At 60.7% G+C, this 19738-nt stretch carries 18 protein-coding genes and 1 tRNA gene; 13 read left to right on the forward strand and 6 right to left on the reverse strand.

The genetic code is table 11. The features are described 5' to 3' along the window. Positions 1-62: 62 nt before the first annotated feature. Positions 63-4226, reverse strand: a complete 4164-nt coding sequence (locus tag FHW37_RS19060; RefSeq protein ID WP_145639217.1) for an ATP-binding protein — start codon at positions 4224-4226, stop codon at positions 63-65. A 241-nt stretch (positions 4227-4467) separates the two neighbouring features. On the opposite strand from FHW37_RS19060, the gene FHW37_RS19065 reads away from it, so the two are divergent. Both FHW37_RS19065 and FHW37_RS19070 read left to right on the forward strand, forming a co-directional pair. Beyond that, positions 4468-4914, forward strand: a complete 447-nt coding sequence (locus FHW37_RS19065; protein WP_145639219.1) for a phasin — start codon at positions 4468-4470, stop codon at positions 4912-4914. 130 nt (positions 4915-5044) lie between these two features. After that, positions 5045-5121, forward strand: a tRNA-His gene (locus tag FHW37_RS19070). Between the two features lie 32 nt (positions 5122-5153). Here FHW37_RS19070 and FHW37_RS19075 read toward each other — a convergent pair. Then, positions 5154-5621: a hypothetical protein gene (locus tag FHW37_RS19075; RefSeq protein ID WP_145639221.1), complete on the reverse strand. Its 468-nt coding sequence runs from the start codon at positions 5619-5621 to the stop codon at positions 5154-5156. A 249-nt stretch (positions 5622-5870) separates the two neighbouring features. Here FHW37_RS19075 and FHW37_RS19080 point away from each other — a divergent pair, with 249 nt between their 5' ends. After that, entirely contained in the window at positions 5871-6113 is a 243-nt protein-coding gene (locus FHW37_RS19080) for a helix-turn-helix domain-containing protein (RefSeq protein ID WP_145639223.1), read from the forward strand. Positions 6114-6215: 102 nt separating this feature from the next. Here the strand turns inward: FHW37_RS19080 and FHW37_RS19085 are convergent, their stop codons facing one another. Beyond that, positions 6216-7109, reverse strand: a complete 894-nt coding sequence (locus FHW37_RS19085; RefSeq protein WP_145639224.1) for a LysR family transcriptional regulator — start codon at positions 7107-7109, stop codon at positions 6216-6218. A 177-nt stretch (positions 7110-7286) separates the two neighbouring features. Between FHW37_RS19085 and FHW37_RS19090 the strand changes: the two genes are divergently transcribed. From FHW37_RS19090 to FHW37_RS19110, 5 genes are all read left to right on the forward strand, one after another. Then, positions 7287-8783 carry a CoA-acylating methylmalonate-semialdehyde dehydrogenase gene (locus FHW37_RS19090; RefSeq protein ID WP_145639226.1) on the forward strand — a complete coding sequence of 499 codons (1497 nt, stop codon included), beginning with the start codon at positions 7287-7289 and terminating at the stop codon, positions 8781-8783. Positions 8784-9172: 389 nt separating this feature from the next. Further along, positions 9173-9643 (forward strand): iron-responsive transcriptional regulator RirA, encoded by a 471-nt coding sequence (rirA, locus tag FHW37_RS19095; protein WP_145639229.1) that lies wholly within the window; start codon positions 9173-9175, stop codon positions 9641-9643. A 207-nt stretch (positions 9644-9850) separates the two neighbouring features. Beyond that, positions 9851-10882 (forward strand): AbrB family transcriptional regulator, encoded by a 1032-nt coding sequence (locus tag FHW37_RS19100; protein ID WP_145639231.1) that lies wholly within the window; start codon positions 9851-9853, stop codon positions 10880-10882. Between the two features lie 105 nt (positions 10883-10987). Then, a complete protein-coding gene (locus FHW37_RS19105; RefSeq protein ID WP_145639233.1) occupies positions 10988-11515 on the forward strand; it encodes a gluconokinase in 528 nt (175 codons plus the stop codon). A 193-nt stretch (positions 11516-11708) separates the two neighbouring features. Next, a complete protein-coding gene (locus FHW37_RS19110; protein WP_145639235.1) occupies positions 11709-12374 on the forward strand; it encodes a TetR/AcrR family transcriptional regulator in 666 nt (221 codons plus the stop codon). A gap of 13 nt (positions 12375-12387) precedes the next feature. On the opposite strand, the gene FHW37_RS19115 is transcribed toward FHW37_RS19110, so the two are convergent. The 3 genes from FHW37_RS19115 to FHW37_RS19125 are packed head-to-tail and all read right to left on the reverse strand — an operon-like array spanning position 12388 to position 16327. After that, positions 12388-13686 carry an NAD(P)/FAD-dependent oxidoreductase gene (locus tag FHW37_RS19115; protein WP_186458319.1) on the reverse strand — a complete coding sequence of 433 codons (1299 nt, stop codon included), beginning with the start codon at positions 13684-13686 and terminating at the stop codon, positions 12388-12390. A gap of 1 nt (position 13687) precedes the next feature. Further along, positions 13688-15046 (reverse strand): glutamine synthetase family protein, encoded by a 1359-nt coding sequence (locus FHW37_RS19120; protein WP_145639239.1) that lies wholly within the window; start codon positions 15044-15046, stop codon positions 13688-13690. A 33-nt stretch (positions 15047-15079) separates the two neighbouring features. Next, positions 15080-16327, reverse strand: a complete 1248-nt coding sequence (locus FHW37_RS19125; RefSeq protein ID WP_145639241.1) for an NAD(P)/FAD-dependent oxidoreductase — start codon at positions 16325-16327, stop codon at positions 15080-15082. 203 nt (positions 16328-16530) lie between these two features. Between FHW37_RS19125 and FHW37_RS19130 the strand changes: the two genes are divergently transcribed. The 5 genes from FHW37_RS19130 to kdpA all read left to right on the forward strand — a co-directional run bounded on the left by FHW37_RS19130 (position 16531) and on the right by kdpA (position 19595). Continuing rightward, the gene (locus FHW37_RS19130; RefSeq protein ID WP_145639243.1) at positions 16531-16713 is read left to right on the forward strand and encodes a hypothetical protein; all 183 of its coding nucleotides are present in this window, start codon (positions 16531-16533) and stop codon (positions 16711-16713) included. A 12-nt stretch (positions 16714-16725) separates the two neighbouring features. After that, positions 16726-17013 carry a hypothetical protein gene (locus FHW37_RS19135; RefSeq protein ID WP_145639245.1) on the forward strand — a complete coding sequence of 96 codons (288 nt, stop codon included), beginning with the start codon at positions 16726-16728 and terminating at the stop codon, positions 17011-17013. Between the two features lie 12 nt (positions 17014-17025). Continuing rightward, positions 17026-17178 (forward strand): hypothetical protein, encoded by a 153-nt coding sequence (locus FHW37_RS33650; protein WP_186458320.1) that lies wholly within the window; start codon positions 17026-17028, stop codon positions 17176-17178. Between the two features lie 557 nt (positions 17179-17735). Beyond that, the gene (locus FHW37_RS19140) at positions 17736-17825 is read left to right on the forward strand and encodes a K(+)-transporting ATPase subunit F (RefSeq protein WP_145639247.1); all 90 of its coding nucleotides are present in this window, start codon (positions 17736-17738) and stop codon (positions 17823-17825) included. A gap of 66 nt (positions 17826-17891) precedes the next feature. After that, positions 17892-19595, forward strand: coding sequence for a potassium-transporting ATPase subunit KdpA (gene kdpA / locus FHW37_RS19145; protein ID WP_145639249.1), 1704 nt, complete (start codon positions 17892-17894; stop codon positions 19593-19595). Positions 19596-19738: the final 143 nt, after the last annotated feature.

Genomic DNA, 19738 nt, shown 5'->3' on the forward strand with positions numbered 1-19738 from the left:
CAAAGGCAGCTTCGGCTGCCTTTCTTTTATGTGCTTTTTAGTTGAATGCGTTTTGACGCGGGTTACGTCGCAAGCACCCGCGGCGATGGGAAGGTGATCTCGACCAGCGTGCCTTCATTGGGTGCCGAGCTGATCGCAAAGGCGGCGCGGTTTGCATCCACCATTGCCTTGGTCAGCGGCAGGCCAAGCCCGGTGCCGTCGCCCCGCTTGCGGGCAGCGCCTGCGACCTGACGGAACGGTTTCATGGCCAGTTCCAGCTCGGACCGCGTCATGCCGATCCCCGTATCCCGCACCCGCAAGACGACATTGCCGTTTGGCTCATAGGCGCTCGAAACCACGATCTGCCCGCCGGATGGCGTGAAGCGGATGGCGTTCGACAGGATGTTGAGCACGATCTGCTTGATCGAGCGAAGATCCGCAACCACGGGCGGCACCGCCTGCGACAGCGCCGTGCGGATGATAACCCGCTGGCTGTTCGCCTGCGGCTGCACCAGTGACACGGCCTCAGACACGGTCTCGTTAAGGCCGACAGAGGTGAAATCCATCTCCATCTCGCCCGCCTCGATCTTGGAAATGTCGAGCAGGTCGTTGACGATGTCGAGGACGTGGCGACCGGAGCGGCCGATATCGTTGGAATATTCGACATAACGCGGATGGCCGATCGGGCCGAAGCGCTCACCCGCCATCATGTCGGCAAAACCGATAATGGCGTTCAGCGGCGTGCGGATTTCGTGGCTGACATGCGCCAGGAATTCGCTCTTGTGCGCATTGGCCGTCTCGGCGGCACGTTTGGCGGTGCGCAATTCGTCTTCGGTGCGCTTCCACTGCGTGATGTCGCGGATGACGGCGCAATAACCGTTCGACGAGGTGAGCTTGCCGATCGTCATGAACAGCGGCAGGAAACCGCCGGAAGCCTCGCGGCCGATCACTTCGCGCCCGTCGTTCAGGACGCTTGCAACACCATGGCCTGAAAGGCCGGAGAGGTAATCGATGATCGCCCTCTGGCTTTCATGCGCGAACAGCATGACGAAGGGTTTGCCGTTGATTTCGTCGTCATCGTAATTGAACAGGGCGCTGGCGGCACGGTTCATCGAGCGCACTTCGCCGCTCGCATCGATGATCACGACGCCATCGGTCGCCGTTTCGAGAATGGCGCGCAGCTCTTCGACTTCCACCTGGAGCCGGGCCAGCTGGTCTGCCGGCCGGTTGTTGCGGAAGGGAATGATCTCTGCCTGGCCATCGGCCTCGACCGGGCCTGCCGCTTCCGTCTCGGAGGCGATCGGCATCAATACCAGCATCAGCGCGCTGTTATCGCCCCAGCGGACGGATTGCAGCTTGGCAGTGACCGGCAGGATGTCGTCATTCGCCTTGACGACGACCATGCTGCCGGCTCCCGACGTCTTGTCGTCGAGGTCCTGCCGCTGCAACAGCGCATCGAGCCCGCCGACCGCATCGAGTTCCTCGAGCGACGCATAACCGGTCAGTTTCAAAAATTCCGGATTGCCGTGAATGAGCGTGTCGCCGCTATGGACCAGCAGTGCCACCGGCATCTGGTCGACGATATCGGCCGAAAGCCCGATGCGCTCACGGATCGGAAGCATGGTCTGCAGCAGCTCGCGATCGCTGAGATGCGAATGTGCATCATCATCTGTTGGTGTTGCGGACAGAGGCTCAGTTTCGGCCTTCTGAATCTCTTCTTCTGCCGGGATTTCGTTCTGTTCGGTCAAATCTTGCTCGTCGGTCACAACCGGCTCGTCCTCGGGCGCTGCAGGCAGATCTTCCGCAGCCTCGGGCTCAGCCGCGGCCTCGGATTCGATCGCTGCCGCGCCGGAATGGGCATCCACCGCTGCGATTTCTTCTGCCGGCGCGTCTTCGACGACCGGATCGACGCTCTCGGCAACGGGATGGCCATCAGCCTGTTCGGAAACGGTGTTTTGGTCTTCCGATAGCTCCGACTCATCCTGCTGATCCGCTGAAACCGCGACTTCGACGTCCTGCTCCGGAGATGTCTGGTCCGGTGTGGCAACTGCCTCGTTCACAGCTTCTGTCGACGCTTCGGTAGCGTCAGCCGCGATCGGCGACACGTCCGCAGTGCTGGCATCGTCAGTCGCCACAATATTCTGCGCGGAACCCACGGCTGCGGCATCCTGTGTTGCTGCGGCATTATCCTCGCCGCCGACAAAACGGTCGAGCTGCCGGGCGATCTCGCGGAATGCGGCCTGCTCGACGGGCGTCAGGCGGGTCCGGTGTTCCTCGAGCTGAATGATCTTGTCCGATTGGCGGCGGCCCGGATTGTCGACGAGCCTTAGCGCTGGCCGCTCGCCGTTCGGCCAGTCGGTCGCCGGATTGAGCGGCAGTGTCGGGGCAGGGGCTTCGTCCTGACCTTGCGTTTCGGCGGCGAAATCATCCGCCTCATCGTTCTCTGCAACGATCTCGTCGTGCGTCTCGTCGGCAATGCCTTCGACGGGCTCTGAGTAGCCTGTAGCGAGCGTGTCATATGCCTTGTCGATAAAGGCAATTTCTTCGGCCTTATCCGCCGTTATGCTGTTAGTGGCTTGCTCGTCGGCTTCCACCGTGTCCAGCTCGTCATCCGCGGCAAAATCTTCCGTCGCAGACGGCACGAGCGACAGGCCGATCGCATGCGGATCTTCCGCCGCATCGGCAATCCGCACGATGCCGAAGCCTCGAAAACCATCGAATTCACGGCTGCGGGTATAGGTCGGCAGGGCGGCGAGATCGACGGGCACGATCAGTGAGGTGCCCTCGACCGGCCACCAGATGGTCTTGCCGGACCAGGTGTCGCGCTTGTTGAGAAGCTCGATGATCCGGCCTTCGGGATCGAGATGGAAGAGCGCGGCCATATCGGAAAAGGCCATGCCGATGATATCGGCCGCATGCGGACCGACCGTCGCCGCGAATTCGCTCGAAACCTCGGTAAAATGCCCGGTGGCATCGATTTTCCAGACGAAACGCGTCGCCCGCGCCTCGCTGCGGAACGAGAAATTTTCGGTGTCCGATGGTGCGTCGACTGCGCTGGCGGTCGCCGCATGGAGAGGTTCGTCGGCGGGAACCGCTTGCGGCTCCGGCGCTGCCGGTTCCACGAATGCCACATCCGCATCTGCGTCAAGCGCCGTCTCTTCGTCCTCTGGCGAAACCGTCGGGATCAACGCCGATGAATCTTCTTCGCCAGGCGCAGCGGGCTCTTCCGCCATCAGCGAAATCGCCTCTTCTTCCAGCTCCGGCGCGGTCTCGTCGGATATCGGCAGCTCCGCGCTCTCGTTTTCCGCTTCTGCCGTCACCGCTTCGGTTGCGTTGGAAACGTCAGCTTCAGTCTGACCGACATCATTTGCACTATCCGCTTCAGCCGGTGCCGGGGCTTCCTCGTCGAACAGCGAAATTTCGTCCTGCTGTTCCGGCGCTTCCTCGATCTCGGCAATTGCGTCGAGAGCTTCTGTTTCACCACCATTCTCTGGCGGCAGAACCACGGCATTTTCCGAAACCGCGTCAACCACAACCGGAGCGGCGGAGACAGGCTCGGGCACCTGCGCCGAAGGAATGTCGTCCTCGGCCATATCCACGGTGAAAAGCAGGAAGAAGGCCGGGTCGTCCGCAAGCTTGCCCATCGCGGCCGGCAGGTAGCCCTTGACCGTCGAGATCGGCCGCTTGGCGAGCCGGCTCGGATCACCGTCCGCCATGGCAGACAGCATGCCGATCGTTTGCTGCGAGATGTCGAGTTCGGCAAAGCGCGCGGAAGCCGCGATCACCTTGCCCGTCTTGTCGAACACCGCCATGTAGGTATCGGGGTCTTCGAAACCCTCGATCATCCGGGCGGCGCAGATTTCCGGCGAGGTGCCGGACTGCGCGGTCGCCGCGGAAAACAGGACTGCGCGCTCGCCGGAAATTTCCACGAGCTCGCAGACGCCCTGGATGATCACGCGCTGGAAACCGGAGGTGACACGCACGACGACGTTACGGGTATCACCCGTCCGTGCCAGCTGTCGTGCCGTCGCCTCGATCTGGCGGAAAGCCACGTCGTTGCGGTTCGGGCCCTGGTCGATGAAATCGTAGATCGAGCTGAAGCCGAACAGGCCGGCGCCCTGGCCATTGGCCCAGAGCGGGTAGCGCATGTCGGAGGAGAAAAGCACCATTCCTTCGCCCGCCGAAAAGCGTGCCCGGACGCGCTCGTTTACGGCAATGTCGATGAACGGATACTGGACTGCGGACATAAGCGACCTGTCGGTTTAGTGACTGGCATTCTTCGGAAATATTAATCGATCGTTAATAACCCGCCGGGCTTTGCGGGTCCACAGGAATGGCTTTCAACCTGCTCCCAAGGTTAACGCGGGCATTGTGCGGCGCACAAATTTATTGCGTTGCACAAGTAATTCGATTACAATTCAGGCAAGAAGTCTTCGGTTATTGCCTGTTTTTAGGCCGGAGACGGGAATCAACGGAGGATGTGATCCCATGGCATACGGCACTGACGATATCTTTTCTTTCTCTGCTTTCGATCCGGCAAAGGTGACCGAGAGCTTTCGCGATTTCGCTGAGAAGGGCGCGACCCAGTCTCGCGAGGCCTATGCTAAGATGAAAACGGCAGCGGAGGAAGCCACCCGCACCGTTGAATCCACAGTCCATTCCGCCCAGTCGGGCACGGTCGAGCTTGGCCTGAAGGCGATCGACGCGCTGCGCGCCAATGCCGATCTGTCGCTGTCCCACATGGAAGCACTGATGGGCGTGCGTTCCGTTTCCGAATTCTTTGAACTGCAGACCAGCTTCGTTCGCCGCCAGGCCGAAGCGACCGTCGGACAGGCAAAGACCATGCAGGAAGCCGCCCGCAAGCTCGCCGACGACGTTTCAAAGCCCGGCAAGGAAGCCGCGGAAAAGGTCATGGCAAGCTTCCGCGCTGCCTGATCGATAACAAGCCTTTGGGAATGGCCGCCAATCGCGGCCATTCTCATTTCCAGCATTCATTTGCGGAAGGGGCTTGCAAAAGAAACGCGATGGCCGTATTGGACCCGGCAACGCTTTAAAGGCGTTCCGTGCGGTTGTAGCTCAGTTGGTTAGAGCGCAGGTTTGTGGCACCTGAGGTCGGAGGTTCGAGACCCCCCAACCGTACCATTTCTCCCACACCATGATTTTGATGCTTCCATTCACGCGTGATGGAACGGTCGCCTTTCGGCGATATTCTGCGCACTCTGGAAAACCCGGCCGAGCCTTATCCGCTCTTCTCCGAGCTTCAGGAGTGCAAGATCGAAGCGCCGCAACCGTGCGGGATCGGCCTTCCGGCGCTCGTCGCTTCGGTTCATGATCGGCTCGGTTACCGGTCGTATGACCATCGGCTGGCCGATATCGTCCTGAAACTGTGCGAGCGTCATGCCGGCCTTGATCAGCAGTGCACGGATGTTCGGCCGGTTTTCCGTGGCGATGACGATCCGGAACGCATTGACTAGCGATTCCTTCGAGATCGGTAGTTCGCGTGTGTCGAACAGGTCGTTCCTCGTCTCGTGTTCACGCAGATAGACAAGGTAGATTTCCACCTGCTGATGGGCGGATTGCAAGAGTTCTGCATCCGTTGGCGGACGTATCTTTTCTCGATTGTTCTGCGTGGAATGAAACATCTGCGCATCCTCGTTTGGTTAACAAACGCGAAGCGGGGGATTTTGTTCGGCTGCCTCAGAAAATGGCATGCGTGACTACACAATTTGTTGCAATGCAACAATTGCCCTTGTCGTCGCCACACATTTGCTTATCTATTGTGCGCCGGCTGCCTAACATTTTGGACGCAGACGTCTCGAAGTTGGACATCCAGACCTTGGGCGATTGGCCCTTCACTGCCTTGGGCAGATTGTCACGGAAGGAAAATGACCATGACAGTTTCCATAAGCAATTTCCATGCTTCGACTGAAAACATGCTGGCTGCCGATCAGGTGGCCTCGCTCGTAGCCCAGGCCCGCGTTGCCGCAGGTTACAGCGTCGACGATCTCGCCGTCACGACCGGTCTGGTCAATGACGAAATCGTCGAAATCGAAAACGGCTCGGTTTCCGATCCGGCCAAGCTGAAGCGTATTGCCGCGGCCCTGCGCCTGCCGGCCTCCGCTTTCCACGCCTGATATTATCAAGCACCCGAGGCTTCGTCCGCATGGCGGGCGAGGCCTCCTATAGTCGCGGTTCGCCGCAATTTTGCCGCCCTGTCTGATCGGGGCCTGCAGCGGTCACTCCGGGGATCGCACGAAAATGCCACCTTCTCCGCCGACAATTTCCTTCAGAAAATCTGCCACCGTGCGGACCCGCATCAGGTCACGCGCGCTTTCATGATAGCTGCTCCAATAGGCGCGGCGAATGACGAGCTTTGGCAATACAGGCACGAGTTCGGCATAGTCCCGCGCCACGTAGTCATGCAGGATACCGATCCCGGCACCTGATCGAACGGCCTCCGTCTGGCCGATCGCGCTGGAAATCTCGAAACCGGCATCCCAGTCCCGCATCACTTCCCCGGTAAAGTTCAGGGATGGCGAAAAGATCAGGTCGTCCACATAGCCGATGCGGCGATGGGTTTTCAGAGCCTCGATCGTCTCCGGCATGCCCGCTTCCCCGATATAGGCCCGCGAGGCATAAAGACTAAGCGTATAATCGGTGAGTTTAGACGAGACGAGCCGGCCCTGCTGCGGCCGATCGATCGTAATCGCGATATCCGCTTCCCGCTGCGACAGCGAAAACGAGCGCGGCACCGGCACGAGCTGCAGCTTGAGTTCCGGATGACGGCGCCGCAGCCGCCCGAGCCTCGACGCCAGAAACGACACGCCGAACCCGTCCGGTGCGCCGATACGGACGGTGCCGGCGACAGCGGCATCGATCCGGCCGGTGCTTGCCTGCGCCGCCAGCATCTCCGTTTCCATCCTCTCCGCCGCGCGAAAAAACACCTCTCCCTCGGCGGTCAGCTCGCAGCCATTGGTGCGGCGAACGAGGAGGCGGGTGCGCAGATCTTCCTCGAGCGCGGTGATCCGGCGCCCCAGCGTTGCATGGTTGATGCCGAGCCGTCGCGAGGCCGAGAGAATCTGGCCGGTGCGGGCAACTGCGAGGAACATGCGCACATCGTCCCAGTTCATTGTTCTCTCCACAGCATGCCGCGCAAATGTGTGCAGCGGTTTTGAGTCCACGGTATGCCTATGCCTTTAATGTCGAAATTTGCACAACGGATGCGTAAACTAAGGCGTTGCGGCATGCAAATCTGCGAGTATCCTCGGCCCTCGATAAAGGGATCCTAAAAACCAGGAGGAACATCCATGCTCGAAATCGGTCATTTCATCGGCGGCAAGCATGTTGCCGGCACCAGCGGCCGCACGGCGGACGTCTTCAACCCGGCAACCGGCGAAGTGCAGGCCAAGGTCGCGCTTGCCAGCGTTTCGGAAATCCGCGCAGCGGTCGAGAACGCCAAGGAAGCGCAGCCGAAATGGGCTGCCACCAATCCGCAGCGCCGCGCCCGCGTCTTCATGAAATTCGTCGACCTGCTTAACCAGAACATGGACGAGCTGGCCGTCATGCTGTCGAAGGAACACGGCAAGACGGTCGAGGATTCCAAGGGCGATATCGTCCGCGGCCTGGAAGTCTGCGAATTCGTCATCGGCATCCCGCATCTTTCCAAGGGCGAGTTCACCGAAGGCGCTGGTCCGCAGATCGACATGTATTCGATCCGCCAGCCGGTCGGCATCGGCGCCGGCATTACGCCTTTCAACTTTCCGGGCATGATCCCGATGTGGATGTTCGCGCCGGCCATCGCCTGCGGCAATGCCTTCATCCTCAAGCCCTCCGAGCGCGATCCGTCGCTGCCGATCCGCCTTGCCGAACTGATGATCGAAGCAGGTCTGCCTGCCGGCATCCTCAACGTCATCAATGGTGACAAGGCTGCGGTCGACGCAATCCTCACTGATCCGGATATCGGCGCGGTCTCCTTCGTCGGCTCCACCCCGATTGCCCGTTATGTTTACGGAACCGCAGCTGCCAACGGCAAGCGCGCCCAGTGCTTCGGCGGTGCCAAGAACCACATGATCATCATGCCGGATGCCGATCTCGATCAGGCCGTCAACGCTTTGATGGGTGCAGGCTACGGTTCTGCCGGCGAGCGCTGCATGGCCGTTTCGGTCGCAGTGCCGGTCGGCGAGGAAACCGCCAACCGACTCGTCGAAAAGCTGGTTCCGAAAATCGAATCCCTGCGCATCGGCCCCTATACCGATGACAAGGCCGATATGGGCCCTGTTGTCACCAAGGAAGCCCATGCCCGCATCAACGGCCTGATTGACAAGGGTGTCGCAGAAGGCGCCAAGCTCGTCGTCGATGGCCGCGGCTTCAAGCTGCAGGGTTACGAAAACGGCTATTTCGTCGGCGGCACACTGTTCGACAACGTCACGCCGGACATGGATATCTACAAGCAGGAAATCTTCGGCCCGGTCCTTTCGGTGGTTCGCGCACCGAACTACGAGGAAGCCCTGTCGCTGCCGATGAAGCACGAATACGGCAATGGCGTTGCGATCTTCACCCGCGATGGTGATGCGGCCCGCGATTTCGCAAGCCGCGTCAATATCGGCATGATCGGCATCAACGTGCCGATCCCGGTTCCGCTCGCATACCATTCCTTCGGCGGCTGGAAGGCTTCGTCCTTCGGCGATCTCAACCAGCACGGCACTGATTCGATCAAGTTCTGGACCAAGACCAAGACGATCACCGCCCGCTGGCCCTCCGGCATCAAGGATGGCGCCGAATTCGTCATGCCGGTGATGAAGTAATATCGCAGGAACCGGCGGGCTTCTGTCCCGCCGGTTCATCCTGCCGGCTTAAAAGTCGGTGCATACCGCCTATCCGGGCATTGACCTCATGACGCCCTCCGCTAGGTTTAGCCCCGAGTGGCGTGGGGTTCGGTGTCATGGTCTACGAGTGGGATGCGAAGCGTGCGCGCCGCACGCGTCTTGCAAGACGAAGTGCGGTTCTTTTCGCTATGATCTGTCTGGTCGCCGGTCCGGTCTGGATCGCAGTCCGTTTTGGCATGATCGGCTAGACCTTTCGAAGCCCGTCGCGCTGAAGTGTTCAGCATGCGACGATAATTCTTCAAATTTGGAATTGTTCAAAACTAGCGAAGCCCTTATATAAACAGTCAACGGAATTTCTGGAGACCGGCATGCGCTTGACCAAACAGACGAACTACGCAGTCCGCATGTTGATGTACTGTGCAGCAAACGAAGGCCACCTGAGCCGCATTCCTGAAATCGCCAAGGCTTATGGTGTTTCGGAACTGTTCCTCTTCAAGATCCTTCAGCCTTTGACCAAGGCCGGCCTCGTCGAGACCGTGCGTGGCCGCAATGGTGGCGTGAAGCTTGGCCGTGCTGCCGAGCGCATCACCCTGTTCGATGTCGTCAGGGTCACCGAAGACAGCTTCGCCATGGCCGAATGTTTTGAGGACGGCGTGGCTGAATGCCCGCTGGTCGACAGCTGTGGCCTCAACTCGGCGCTGCGCAAGGCACTCAACGCCTTCTTTGACGTGCTGGCCGAGTACACGATCGACGATCTCGTAAAGGCCCGCCCGCAGATCAACTTCCTGCTTGGCCTCGAAGATCTGCATATGCCGAAGATCTCGGCTCCGGCCGCCTGATAGGGCCCATGCTTCACTATGAAGAGCCGGTTGGTTTCCAGCCGGCTTTTTTGTTTCAAGCTCTTGTTCCTGCACCTTTTCGCTTTGATTGCCGCGATTGCGATTGACCTTGTTCGCAATTGCAATAGAAGCGGACGGCATCCTTCGCCTTCCGCCTTATGATTTCCGGGCGGTTCCTTGAGAAACGATCGCCGCTTCCGGGTCGCCATGTCTTTCCTTGAAATGCGAGAATTCCTGCTCACCGCGCTGATCGGGGCGCTTGGAGCGCTTCTCGCATCGCTGATCGGCCTGCCGGCGCCCTATCTGATCGGGCCAGCCGTCGGGGTGACCGTGGCAGGCATTGCCGGCCTCCGCCTTTCGGTACCGCGCATTTTTCGCAATGCAAGCTTCGTTGTCGTCGGTGTCTCCATGGGCTCCACGGTCACGCCGGATATCGTCGTGGCGGTGCGAAAATGGCCGTTCAGCTTCTTCATGGTTCTGGTGGCGATCGTCATTCTTCTCTTTGTGGCCGCCTGGGTGCTTCGGCGCTTCTTTCATTATGACCGCACGACTGCGCTTCTCGCCGCATCGCCCGGTCATCTGAGCTATGTCTTGAGCCTTGCAGCGGAGATGCGCTGCGACCTGCGCACCGTCAGCATCTCGCAGAGTGTGCGGGTTCTGGCGCTGACGATCAGCGTTCCACTCATCGTCACGGTCTTCGACCTCGGCGGTTCGTCGGTTATCATCCCCATTCCGCCGATGGACTTCTGGGTCCTGATGGCCATGCTGACCGCCTCGGCGGTTCTCGGCATGCTGTTCCAGCGCCTGCGTTTTCCCGCAGCGCTGCTGCTTGGCGGCGTCTTCGTATCGATCGCCATGCATGTGACGGGCACCGTCAGCGGCGGCATTCCGAACTGGCTGCTCGTCCCGACCTATGTCCTTCTCGGTTCGGTCATCGGTACGCGTTTCTGCGGCGTGTCGATCGGCGAGCTGCGCCTCGCTTTCGTCTCCGGCCTCGTCGTCACCTTCGTGGTTACGGCGCTGGCGGGCGCGATCGCGGTAATGGTGTCTTACGTCACAGGTGTACCGCTCGATGCCGCGCTGATCGCCTTTTCGCCGGGCGGCCTGGAAACGATGGCGGCCATGGCCGTCATGCTGAATGCCGACCCGACCTATGTCGGCGCCCATCACGTCCTGCGCCTGATGTTCCTGTCGGTGCTGATGCCGCTCGTCCTTGGCAAGCAGGCCCGCCAGAACTGAGGAGGCCGGGCTGAAGAGGCCGAGCTGAGTGGTCCGGGCTTGTGCTTTCCGGTTGAACCGGGCATGCAGACAGCGAAAGACAGGAAGTGGTGCAGGGAGGCGCATATGTCCGGAAAAGACGTCAGAGCAGTCATCGTCATGGGTGTGAGCGGTGCGGGCAAGAGCTCGGTTGCCGAGCTTCTGGCAAAGAACCTGGGCAGTGCGTTTGTGGAAGGCGACAGCCTTCACCCCAAGGCCAATATCGACAAGATGGCGCACGGCATTCCTCTGACCGATGAGGATCGCTGGCCGTGGCTTGATGTGATCGGCAAGGAAATCGCTGGTCTGACGGATCAGGGCAAGAGTGTCGTTGCGACCTGCTCGTCCCTGAAGCGCGCCTATCGCGACCGGCTTCGCAAGGCCGCCGGCGGCAAGCTCTACTTCGTTTTCCTCAAGGGCGCGGAAGATCTTCTGTCCCGGCGCATGGGCGAAAGAAAAGGCCATTTCATGCCGGCCGCCCTGCTTCAGAGCCAGCTTGCGACGCTCGAAAGCCCGGAGGGGGAGGAGGGCGTGGTCACTGTCGATATCGATGCCAGCATCGAGACTATAGTCGAGAATGCCCGGTCCGGACTTGACCAGATCATGGCCCAGTGAGATACGATAAGTAATCACGTATCGGAAAGGTATGGCTGTACCTTCGAAAATTCAGCTATTTTAAAAAAACATTTACCGGCGTGATCCGAAAAACTATTTCCCCCGTATAGATGTCAGGTTTGGTGTACCTAGCCCCCGCGTCGCAAGACCGGTGCGGGTTGCGCATGGGAAGTAGTTAGGAGACGGATTGCGGATGCCAGGAACAGTGCAAGGTGCGGGTGGATCGCTTCGCCGGGTGCCAAAACAGGAAAGAAGCCGCGAACGTATCGACGAAATCCTCAAGGTTTCCATGGAGCTGATCGGCCAGAAGGGCATCGACGCGGTCACCATGAAGGAAATCGCAGCTTTGTCCGGCGGCCCGATCGCTTCCGTCTACCAGTATTTCCCGAACAAGTCGGCGATCATCGCCATGCTCCACGAGCGTTACGTGGAAGAAGTTCGCGGCATCATCGCCAGCCATGTGCCGATCATCAACAATTCCGATGATGCACTTCGCGCGACCGACACGCTGTTCGACATCTATTATAACCGCATGCGCGAACAGCCCTCGACCCAGGATCTCCTGAACGCGATCCAGGCCGACAAGGCGCTGGCGGACCGTGACACGGCCGAAACCCGCTTCCAGGCGGAAATCTTCTTCGAGATAACCAAGCGCTTCGTCAACGAAAAGCTCTGGGAAGCCTATTCGCGCACGCTGTTCATCATGTTCCACATGGCGTCTGCAACTCTGCGCCTTGCTCTCATGGTCCCGGCGGAAGAGGCGCTCAAGATCGTCGCGCAGTTCAAGTCGATCGTCCGCGCCCAGTCGACCTATTATTTCACCGGCAGTTTTCCCGAAAACCTCGCAGCTTCCGCCTAAGATCAGGCGGAGGCTAAAGCCCCAGCCGGTCGCGTAAGCCGTACCACCATGCCCCGAGCATGGTGAGCGGCACGCGAAACGTCTTGCCGCCGGGGAAGGGCAGGTTGGGCAGCGATGCCCAGACATCGAAACGTTCCGCATGGCCGGCAACCACTTCGCCTAGAATCTTGCCAAGCAGATGCGTCGTCGTAACGCCATGGCCACTGTCGCCATGCGAGAAGAAGACGGTGTCGGACAGCTTGCCGATATGCGGGATGCGGGTCAGCGTCAGCGCAAAATTGCCGCTCCAGGCGTAATCGATCCGGACATCCTTCAGCTGCGGAAACGTCTTCAGCATGTTCGGGCGGATCACGCCCGTCAGATCCTTCGGATCATTGCCGCCATACCCGATGCCGCCGCCATAAAGCAGCCGGTTGTCGGAGGTGCGGCGGTAATAATCGAGAATGTAGTTGGCATCCTCGACGCAATAATTCGCCGGCAGCAGGCTTTCGATCAGGCCTGCATCGAGCGGTTCCGTCGCCATCACCTGGCTGGAGACGGGCATCATCCGGCCGCTGATCTCCGGAAATTCCGGCGAGAGATAGGCATTGCCGCAGACGAGCACATAGCTTGCCGCGACCGAGCCGGAAGCTGTCCGCACCACTTGCCGAGCGCCGGTATCGAGCCCGATCACCCGCGAGCATTCGAAGATCCGGCCGCCGAGGCCTTCGACCGCCGCCGCTTCGCCGAGAACCAGATTGAGCGGGTGGATATGCCCGCCGAGCCTGTCGATCATGCCGCCGGCATACCGGTCGGTGCGGACGTATTTTTGGACATCCGCCTTGGAGACCATTTCCAGCCCCGTATGACCGTATCGCTCCCAGTCGGTCTTCGACGCTTCCATCTCACGGATCTGCTTGTCGGTAAAGGCCGCGAAAAAGCCGCCCTCCACGAGATCGCATTCGATGCCGTATTTCGCGACGCGGCTGCGGATGATATCGCCTCCCTCGAGCGACATCTTTCCGAGCTCCACCGCCTTGCCGCGGCCGTAACGCCCGGCAATCGTTTCGAGATCGCGGCTGTAGCCGTTGACGATCTGCCCGCCATTGCGGCCCGAGGCACCGAACCCGATGCGTTCGGCCTCCAGCACGACCACCGAATAACCGCGCTCGCACAGTTCGAGCGCCGCCGAAATCCCGGTAAAACCGGCGCCGATGATGCAGACATCCGCTTCGACAGCGCCTTCCAGCGCCGGCCGGACGTGTTTGTCATTGGCGGAGGCCGCGTACCAGCTGTCCGTATGTCCCGGGTTTTGGGCTGTCCTGAAATTCATCTCACACCGTCCGGATATAGGCGTCGTATTCGACATCGGTGACGCGCAGGGCAAATTCCGCCAGTTCCTGCATCTTGCAGGTCGTATAGAGCGAGCGGTATTTCGGCCCGAGCGTCGCATAGGCGAAGGTCGAGCGGGAAAACTGCTGCAGCGCATGGTCCCAGTTGGTCGGCAGAGGCTCGTGGCTGATCGAATGGTCGTCACCGGTGATCGCACCGCCCGGATGACGCTTCTCCTTGATGCCGGCAAGGGCGGCACTCAGGATCATCGCAAGCACGAGATAGGGATTGCTGTCGGAACCGGCAACGCGATGTTCGATACGGGTCGCCGGTTTCGGCGAGGTGATGACGCGCACGGCTGCCGACCGGTTGTCAAAGCCCCATGAGGCATAGGTCGGCGCATGTTCGCTCGGCCGCAGGCGCCGGTAGGAATTGGCATGCGGCGCAAACACCGCCATGCTTTCCCCCATGTTTTCCAGAAGCCCGCCGACCGAATGGAACAGTGCTTCCGAAGGGCCGTCATCGCCGGCATAGACATTGCGCCCGTTCTCGTCGAGCAGCGAGAAATGCACATGCATGCCGCTGCCGGCCTGGCTGCCATAGGGTTTTGCCATGAAAGTGGCGTCGAGATCGTTGGCGCGCGCCATGCCCTTGACGATCCGCTTCAAAAGCACGGCATAATCCGCTGCCTTCAGCGCATCCGGCACATGGTTGAGATTGATCTCGTATTGGCCGGGACCGTTTTCCCGCAATGTCGTGTCCGCCGGAATGCCCTGCGCGCGGGCGGCACTGGCAATGCCGTGGAACACGTCCTCGAAATCCTGCAGTTCCGAAATCGACAGAACCTGCGTCTGGCCGGCATGCCAGCGGCCGTCGCGGGAATTCGGCGGTCGGACCGGGTCGAGCGCCGAACGCACCGGGTCGATCAGATAAAATTCAAGCTCCGTCGCCACGACCGGCGTCAGGCCGATCTTCTCGAACCCCTTGAGCACATTGGCGAGAACCTGCCGCGGATCGCCGTAAAAGCCGTTGCCATCGGCATCGCGCATGCCCAGCAGAACCTGCGCCGTCGGCCGCTTCAGCCAGCCGACGCGCGACAGCGTGCCGGGAATGGGAAAGCACAGCCCGTCCGGATCGCCAGTGCCTTCCGCGAGCCCCGCGCTGTTGACGTCGCGGCCCCAGACATCGAGCGCATAAACGGAGCGCGGCATCGCCATGCCGTTTTCGAGCACGTCGAGCGCGCGCTCCCGCGGGATCCATTTGCCGCGCGGCACGCCGTTCACATCGATGACGAAAGCTTCGAGGACCTCGATATCGGGGTTCTGTTCGAAGAATATGCGGGCTGTACTGATATCAATCATGCAACACCAGATAGACCAGCTTTCGTGCGGCGGCTAGGCTCTGAAACGTTCCGGCCTGTAGGCGGAGATATCGATCAGCGTCTTTTCGCCGGTTATGGCCTCGGCGATCACCTGGCCGGTCACCGGCCCCAGCGTCAGGCCATGATGGGCATGGCCGAAGGCAAACCACAGGCCTTCATGCCGCGGCGCCTTGCCGATGACCGGCATCATGTCGGGCGTGCAGGGCCGCGCGCCCATCCAGGGTTCCTTGTCCAGCCGCTCGCCCAGCGGAAAGGTTTCTCGCGCCACGGCTTCGGCGCGCGCAAGCTGCACCGGCGTTTTCGGAGCATCGCGCCGCGCAAACTCGGCGCCGGTCGTCAGGCGGATGCCCTGGTTCATCGGGGCGAGGAAATAGCCGCGCTCGGCATCCATCGTCCAGCCGTTCAGCTTGGCATTGCCCTTCGGCGCATAATGCATGTGATAGCCGCGCTTCACACCGACGAGGAAATGATAACCGAGCGGCTTGGTGACGGTATCCGACCACGGCCCGAGCGCCACGACCACGTCCTTTGCCTCGACAATCCCGTCACCGGCAACCATCCGCCAGCCGGTCTTCGTCTGCGACAGGCTTTTCGCATCGCCCTTCAGCACCCGGCCGCCAAGGCTTTCGAACAGTTTGACATAGGCGCGGGTCAGCGCCAGCGGGTCACGCACCGACCACGGATCCTGCCAGTGCAGGCCACCGACGAAATCGCCCGACAGGTTGGGTTCCTTGGCTGCAATATCGGCCGCCGAAAGCTCGCTGAACTCGACGCCGTATTCGCGCCTCAGCCGCGATGCCTCGGCAATCTCGCCATCATGCTTGACCCTCGTGCGAAAAACCTCAGTCCAGCCCTGCTTGGCGATCAGGTCCTGCGCGCCGGCCGCCTCGATCAGTTCGTTATGGGTCGAGACGGAATGTTCGATCAGCGGCGCATAGGCCCGCGCGATCAACTGGTGCCGCGACAGGTTCGAATGCCACCAGTAACGGGCGAGGAAGGAGGAAACGGAGGGGATCGCCTTCCAGTGAAAATGGGCGTCGATCCGGTTGTTCAGCGCATAACGCAGGATCGTGCCGAACTGCTGCGGAAAGCCATAAGGCACGACGCCCTCGCGCTGGATCAGCCCGGCATTGCCATAGGAGGTTTCGAGACCCGGTTCCTTCCGGTCGATCAGCACCACGGATTTTCCCCGCCGTGCCAGCTGCAATGCCGTCGAAACGCCGATGATCCCGGCTCCGAGTACGATCGCATCCGCTGCCATGCAAATTCCACTCTCGTTTTATCGTCGAGACCGGAGCATGCAGCCCGTCCTGTCGCGGTGCAATGGAAAAATCCGGTACGGCTATGGAATCCCTATTTCTTCGCGCGCCGCTTCCAATCGAATGCCTATGCGTCCCTCGTTACCTTTGTCTCCAGGTATCCGCGATTTCAGCCGGAACCGAAGACCGACAAAGGAGTGATCTCATGCCCGCTCGTATGGGAAGCGTCTATCTCTTGCACCTTGCCGAAGCGCTGGCCCAGCGCCGCCGGCTGGCCCGCAGCCAGCCCTATCACCGCACCGAGAACCTCGGCATGTTTCTGCGCCTGTTCGGTGTGCTGGGCGTCGGCGTGACCGGCCTCTGCCTTCTCGTTCTGTCGCTCGGTTGAAGGGAAGCGGATATGGGCCAGGCTGCATTCGAGCTGATACCGCATCATGCGGGCGTACGTTTCACCGTCGGCCGCGATGCCGGCGGGCGCTGGGTGGTTTCAGACAATCAGGGCCTTGTCGGCGGCCTTTTCACCGACCGCAATTCTGCAATCCGGTTTGCGATGTTCGAGAGCGACCATATGCCGGGCGCGGTTCTCTGCGTTCCGGATGGACAGACGCTTAATCCAGGACGCGGTTTCGAAAACCGCTCTACCGACCAGGCTGCTGGACCAGCCCTGAAGCTCGTCGGCCGGTCTTGAGGAGCAGTGTCCATGTCCGCCGCAATCGATCGCCTGCGCGCTTTCGTCTATCCGCGCAGGCTGGAGACTGACCAGCTCCACGCATCCGACCTGCTTCTCGGCATGGTCGTGGTCATGCTTGCCGTCCTCTGCATCGCTTATGGGATCACGATTGCGGCGGCGTGACCGGCGTATTCGGGACCGGAGTTCGCGACCTGAGCACAGGCCGCATCCCTATCCGTCCTCATTCCTGTGCTTGTCACAGGAATCCAGCCAGCCCAAGTCTTTGGGCTGAAAGAACTCCTTTCGCCGCGTAGACGCGCGTCGGCTGGATCCCTGTGATAAGCACAGGGATGAGGAGAGGTGGAGCGTGCCTTCGAACCCCTACTACTCACGTCACCCAACGCTCTGCTTTATCCCCTATGCGGCAGCGCTGTGTGCGCCAGCCTCGGGATGACCGGACCCAAATTCCTATAAGATTCCTATTTCTTTCCTCCCTCGCCAATCTCGAACCCCTATGCGCTCCGGCCGCATATTGGGGTCGGGAAGATCGAGATCCTCCCCAGCAATACAGCGTTAAAGGTGTCGCCAGCCCGGCGGCACCCTTCGTCCTGTCTGCTGCCATCAACACCAGGAGCCAGCTTCGATGATGGATGTCATTCTCCTCGGCACGACGATCGTCTTTTTCGTCCTGTGCCTCGCCTACACCTCGGCCTGCGACCGGCTCTGAGAAGGAAAACCCGATGACCCTCGACTATGTCCTGAGCGGTGCGGTGACCGTGTTTCTCGCCGTCTACCTCACCTATGCGCTCATCCGCCCCGAGCGTTTCTGACCCCGCTTTTGAAAAGAACCGGCGCTCCCTTTCTGTGACGCTGCCGGGCATTGAAAGTTACCCCAAATGACCCTCAACGGATGGTTCCAGATCCTCGTTTTCTGCGGGATCCTCGTTCTCATCGTCAAACCGCTCGGCGCCTATATGACGCGGGTGTTTTCCGGCGAGCGCACGCTTCTTTCACCGGTCCTCGTTCCGATCGAACGCGGGCTTTATGCGGTTGCCGGCACCAGCGAGAAGGAGGACCAGCACTGGACCGCCTATGCCTTCGCCATGCTGCTGTTCAACCTTCTCGGCACGCTGGTTCTCTATCTCATCCTGCGCCTGCAGGACGTGCTGCCGATGAACCCGGCCGGCATGCCGGCGGTTGGCCCCGAGCTTTCCTTCAACACCGCCGTCAGCTTCGTCGCCAATACCAACTGGCAGAGTTATGGCGGCGAAAGCACCATGTCCTATTTCAGCCAGATGACCGGACTTGCCGTGCAGAATTTTGTTTCTGCCGCAACCGGCATGGCAATCGCCATCGGCCTCATCCGTGCTTTCTCGCGCGCATCGGGAAAGGCGATCGGCAATTTCTGGGTCGATATGACCCGCGCCACCCTCTACATCCTCCTGCCGTTCTGCATCGTGCTGACGCTGGTCTACGTCGCGCTCGGCGTGCCGCAGACCTTTGGGCCTTATGTCGAGGCAACCACGCTTGAAGGCGTCAAGCAGACGATCGCGCTCGGACCCGTCGCCTCCCAGCTCGCCATCAAAATGCTCGGCACCAATGGCGGCGGTTTCTTCAATGCCAATTCGGCGCATCCGTTCGAGAATCCCGACAACATCTCCAACATGATCCAGATGCTGTCGATCTTCGCGATCGGGGCGGCCTTTACCAATGTCTTCGGCCGCATGGTCGGCAACCAGCGGCAGGGCTGGGCGATCCTGTCCGCCATGGGCATTCTCTTCGTCGTCGGCGTCGCCGTCGTCTACTGGGCGGAAGCGGCCGGCAACCCGATCATGCATGCGTTCCGCCTTGAAGGCGCGAATATGGAAGGCAAGGAAGTCCGCTTTGGCACGGTCATGTCCTCACTGTTTGCGGTCATCACCACGGCTGCATCCTGCGGTGCGGTCAATGCCATGCATGGCTCGTTCACGGCGTTGGGCGGCCTCATCCCGCTGATCAACATGCAGCTCGGCGAAGTCATCGTCGGCGGCGTCGGCGCCGGTTTCTACGGCATCGTCCTGTTCATCATCATCGCCATCTTCGTGGCCGGTCTGATGGTTGGTCGCACGCCGGAATATCTCGGCAAGAAGATCGAGGCGAAGGAGATGAAGATGGCCGTTCTCGCCATTCTCTGCCTGCCGCTCGCCATGCTGATCTTCACGGCGATTGCCACCGTGCTTCCCTCGGCCGTCGCCTCGATCGGCACCGCAGGTCCGCACGGCTTCTCCGAAATTCTCTACGCCTACACATCCGCTGCCGCCAACAATGGCTCTGCCTTCGGCGGCCTCACCGCCAATACGCCCTGGTACAACGTCACGCTTGGTCTCGGCATGCTGATGGGTCGTTTCCTGGTCATCATCCCGGCGCTCGCCATCGCCGGTTCCCTCGTCGCCAAGAAGACAGTTCCGGCCTCGTCTGGCACTTTCCCGACCGATGGTCCGCTCTTCGTCGGCCTGCTCGTCGGCACGATCCTGATCGTCGGTGGCCTCACCTTCATGCCGGCTTTGGCCCTTGGCCCGGTCGTCGAGCATCTGGTGATGATCGCCGGGCAGACATTCTGAGGGCTGTGACCATGAGCATCCGCCAAGCCCTTCGCAGACAATCGGACCTCGCTTCGGGAAAACAAAGCGGGGAGACCACCCCGCGCTGCGCCTCAAACGCAATTCTCGCGATGATGGCGGCGATCTTCGCCATCGTCTGCGCC

The sequence above is a fragment of the Neorhizobium alkalisoli genome (genome assembly GCF_007829835.1).
Taxonomy (GTDB): Bacteria; Pseudomonadota; Alphaproteobacteria; order Rhizobiales; family Rhizobiaceae; genus Neorhizobium.

Excerpts from the sequence above, each read along its gene's own strand:
- FHW37_RS19060 (WP_145639217.1), bottom strand. The coding sequence starts at position 4,226 with ATGTCCGCAGTCCAGTATCCGTTCATCGACATTGCCGTAAACGAGCGC.
- FHW37_RS19065 (WP_145639219.1), top strand. The coding sequence starts at position 4,468 with ATGGCATACGGCACTGACGATATCTTTTCTTTCTCTGCTTTCGATCCG.
- FHW37_RS19075 (WP_145639221.1), bottom strand. The coding sequence starts at position 5,621 with ATGTTTCATTCCACGCAGAACAATCGAGAAAAGATACGTCCGCCAACG.
- FHW37_RS19080 (WP_145639223.1), top strand. The coding sequence starts at position 5,871 with ATGACAGTTTCCATAAGCAATTTCCATGCTTCGACTGAAAACATGCTG.
- FHW37_RS19085 (WP_145639224.1), bottom strand. The coding sequence starts at position 7,109 with ATGAACTGGGACGATGTGCGCATGTTCCTCGCAGTTGCCCGCACCGGC.
- FHW37_RS19090 (WP_145639226.1), top strand. The coding sequence starts at position 7,287 with ATGCTCGAAATCGGTCATTTCATCGGCGGCAAGCATGTTGCCGGCACC.
- rirA (WP_145639229.1), top strand. The coding sequence starts at position 9,173 with ATGCGCTTGACCAAACAGACGAACTACGCAGTCCGCATGTTGATGTAC.
- FHW37_RS19100 (WP_145639231.1), top strand. The coding sequence starts at position 9,851 with ATGTCTTTCCTTGAAATGCGAGAATTCCTGCTCACCGCGCTGATCGGG.
- FHW37_RS19105 (WP_145639233.1), top strand. The coding sequence starts at position 10,988 with ATGTCCGGAAAAGACGTCAGAGCAGTCATCGTCATGGGTGTGAGCGGT.
- FHW37_RS19110 (WP_145639235.1), top strand. The coding sequence starts at position 11,709 with ATGCCAGGAACAGTGCAAGGTGCGGGTGGATCGCTTCGCCGGGTGCCA.
- FHW37_RS19115 (WP_186458319.1), bottom strand. The coding sequence starts at position 13,686 with ATGAATTTCAGGACAGCCCAAAACCCGGGACATACGGACAGCTGGTAC.
- FHW37_RS19120 (WP_145639239.1), bottom strand. The coding sequence starts at position 15,046 with ATGATTGATATCAGTACAGCCCGCATATTCTTCGAACAGAACCCCGAT.
- FHW37_RS19125 (WP_145639241.1), bottom strand. The coding sequence starts at position 16,327 with ATGGCAGCGGATGCGATCGTACTCGGAGCCGGGATCATCGGCGTTTCG.
- FHW37_RS19130 (WP_145639243.1), top strand. The coding sequence starts at position 16,531 with ATGCCCGCTCGTATGGGAAGCGTCTATCTCTTGCACCTTGCCGAAGCG.
- FHW37_RS19135 (WP_145639245.1), top strand. The coding sequence starts at position 16,726 with ATGGGCCAGGCTGCATTCGAGCTGATACCGCATCATGCGGGCGTACGT.
- FHW37_RS33650 (WP_186458320.1), top strand. The coding sequence starts at position 17,026 with ATGTCCGCCGCAATCGATCGCCTGCGCGCTTTCGTCTATCCGCGCAGG.
- FHW37_RS19140 (WP_145639247.1), top strand. The coding sequence starts at position 17,736 with ATGACCCTCGACTATGTCCTGAGCGGTGCGGTGACCGTGTTTCTCGCC.
- kdpA (WP_145639249.1), top strand. The coding sequence starts at position 17,892 with ATGACCCTCAACGGATGGTTCCAGATCCTCGTTTTCTGCGGGATCCTC.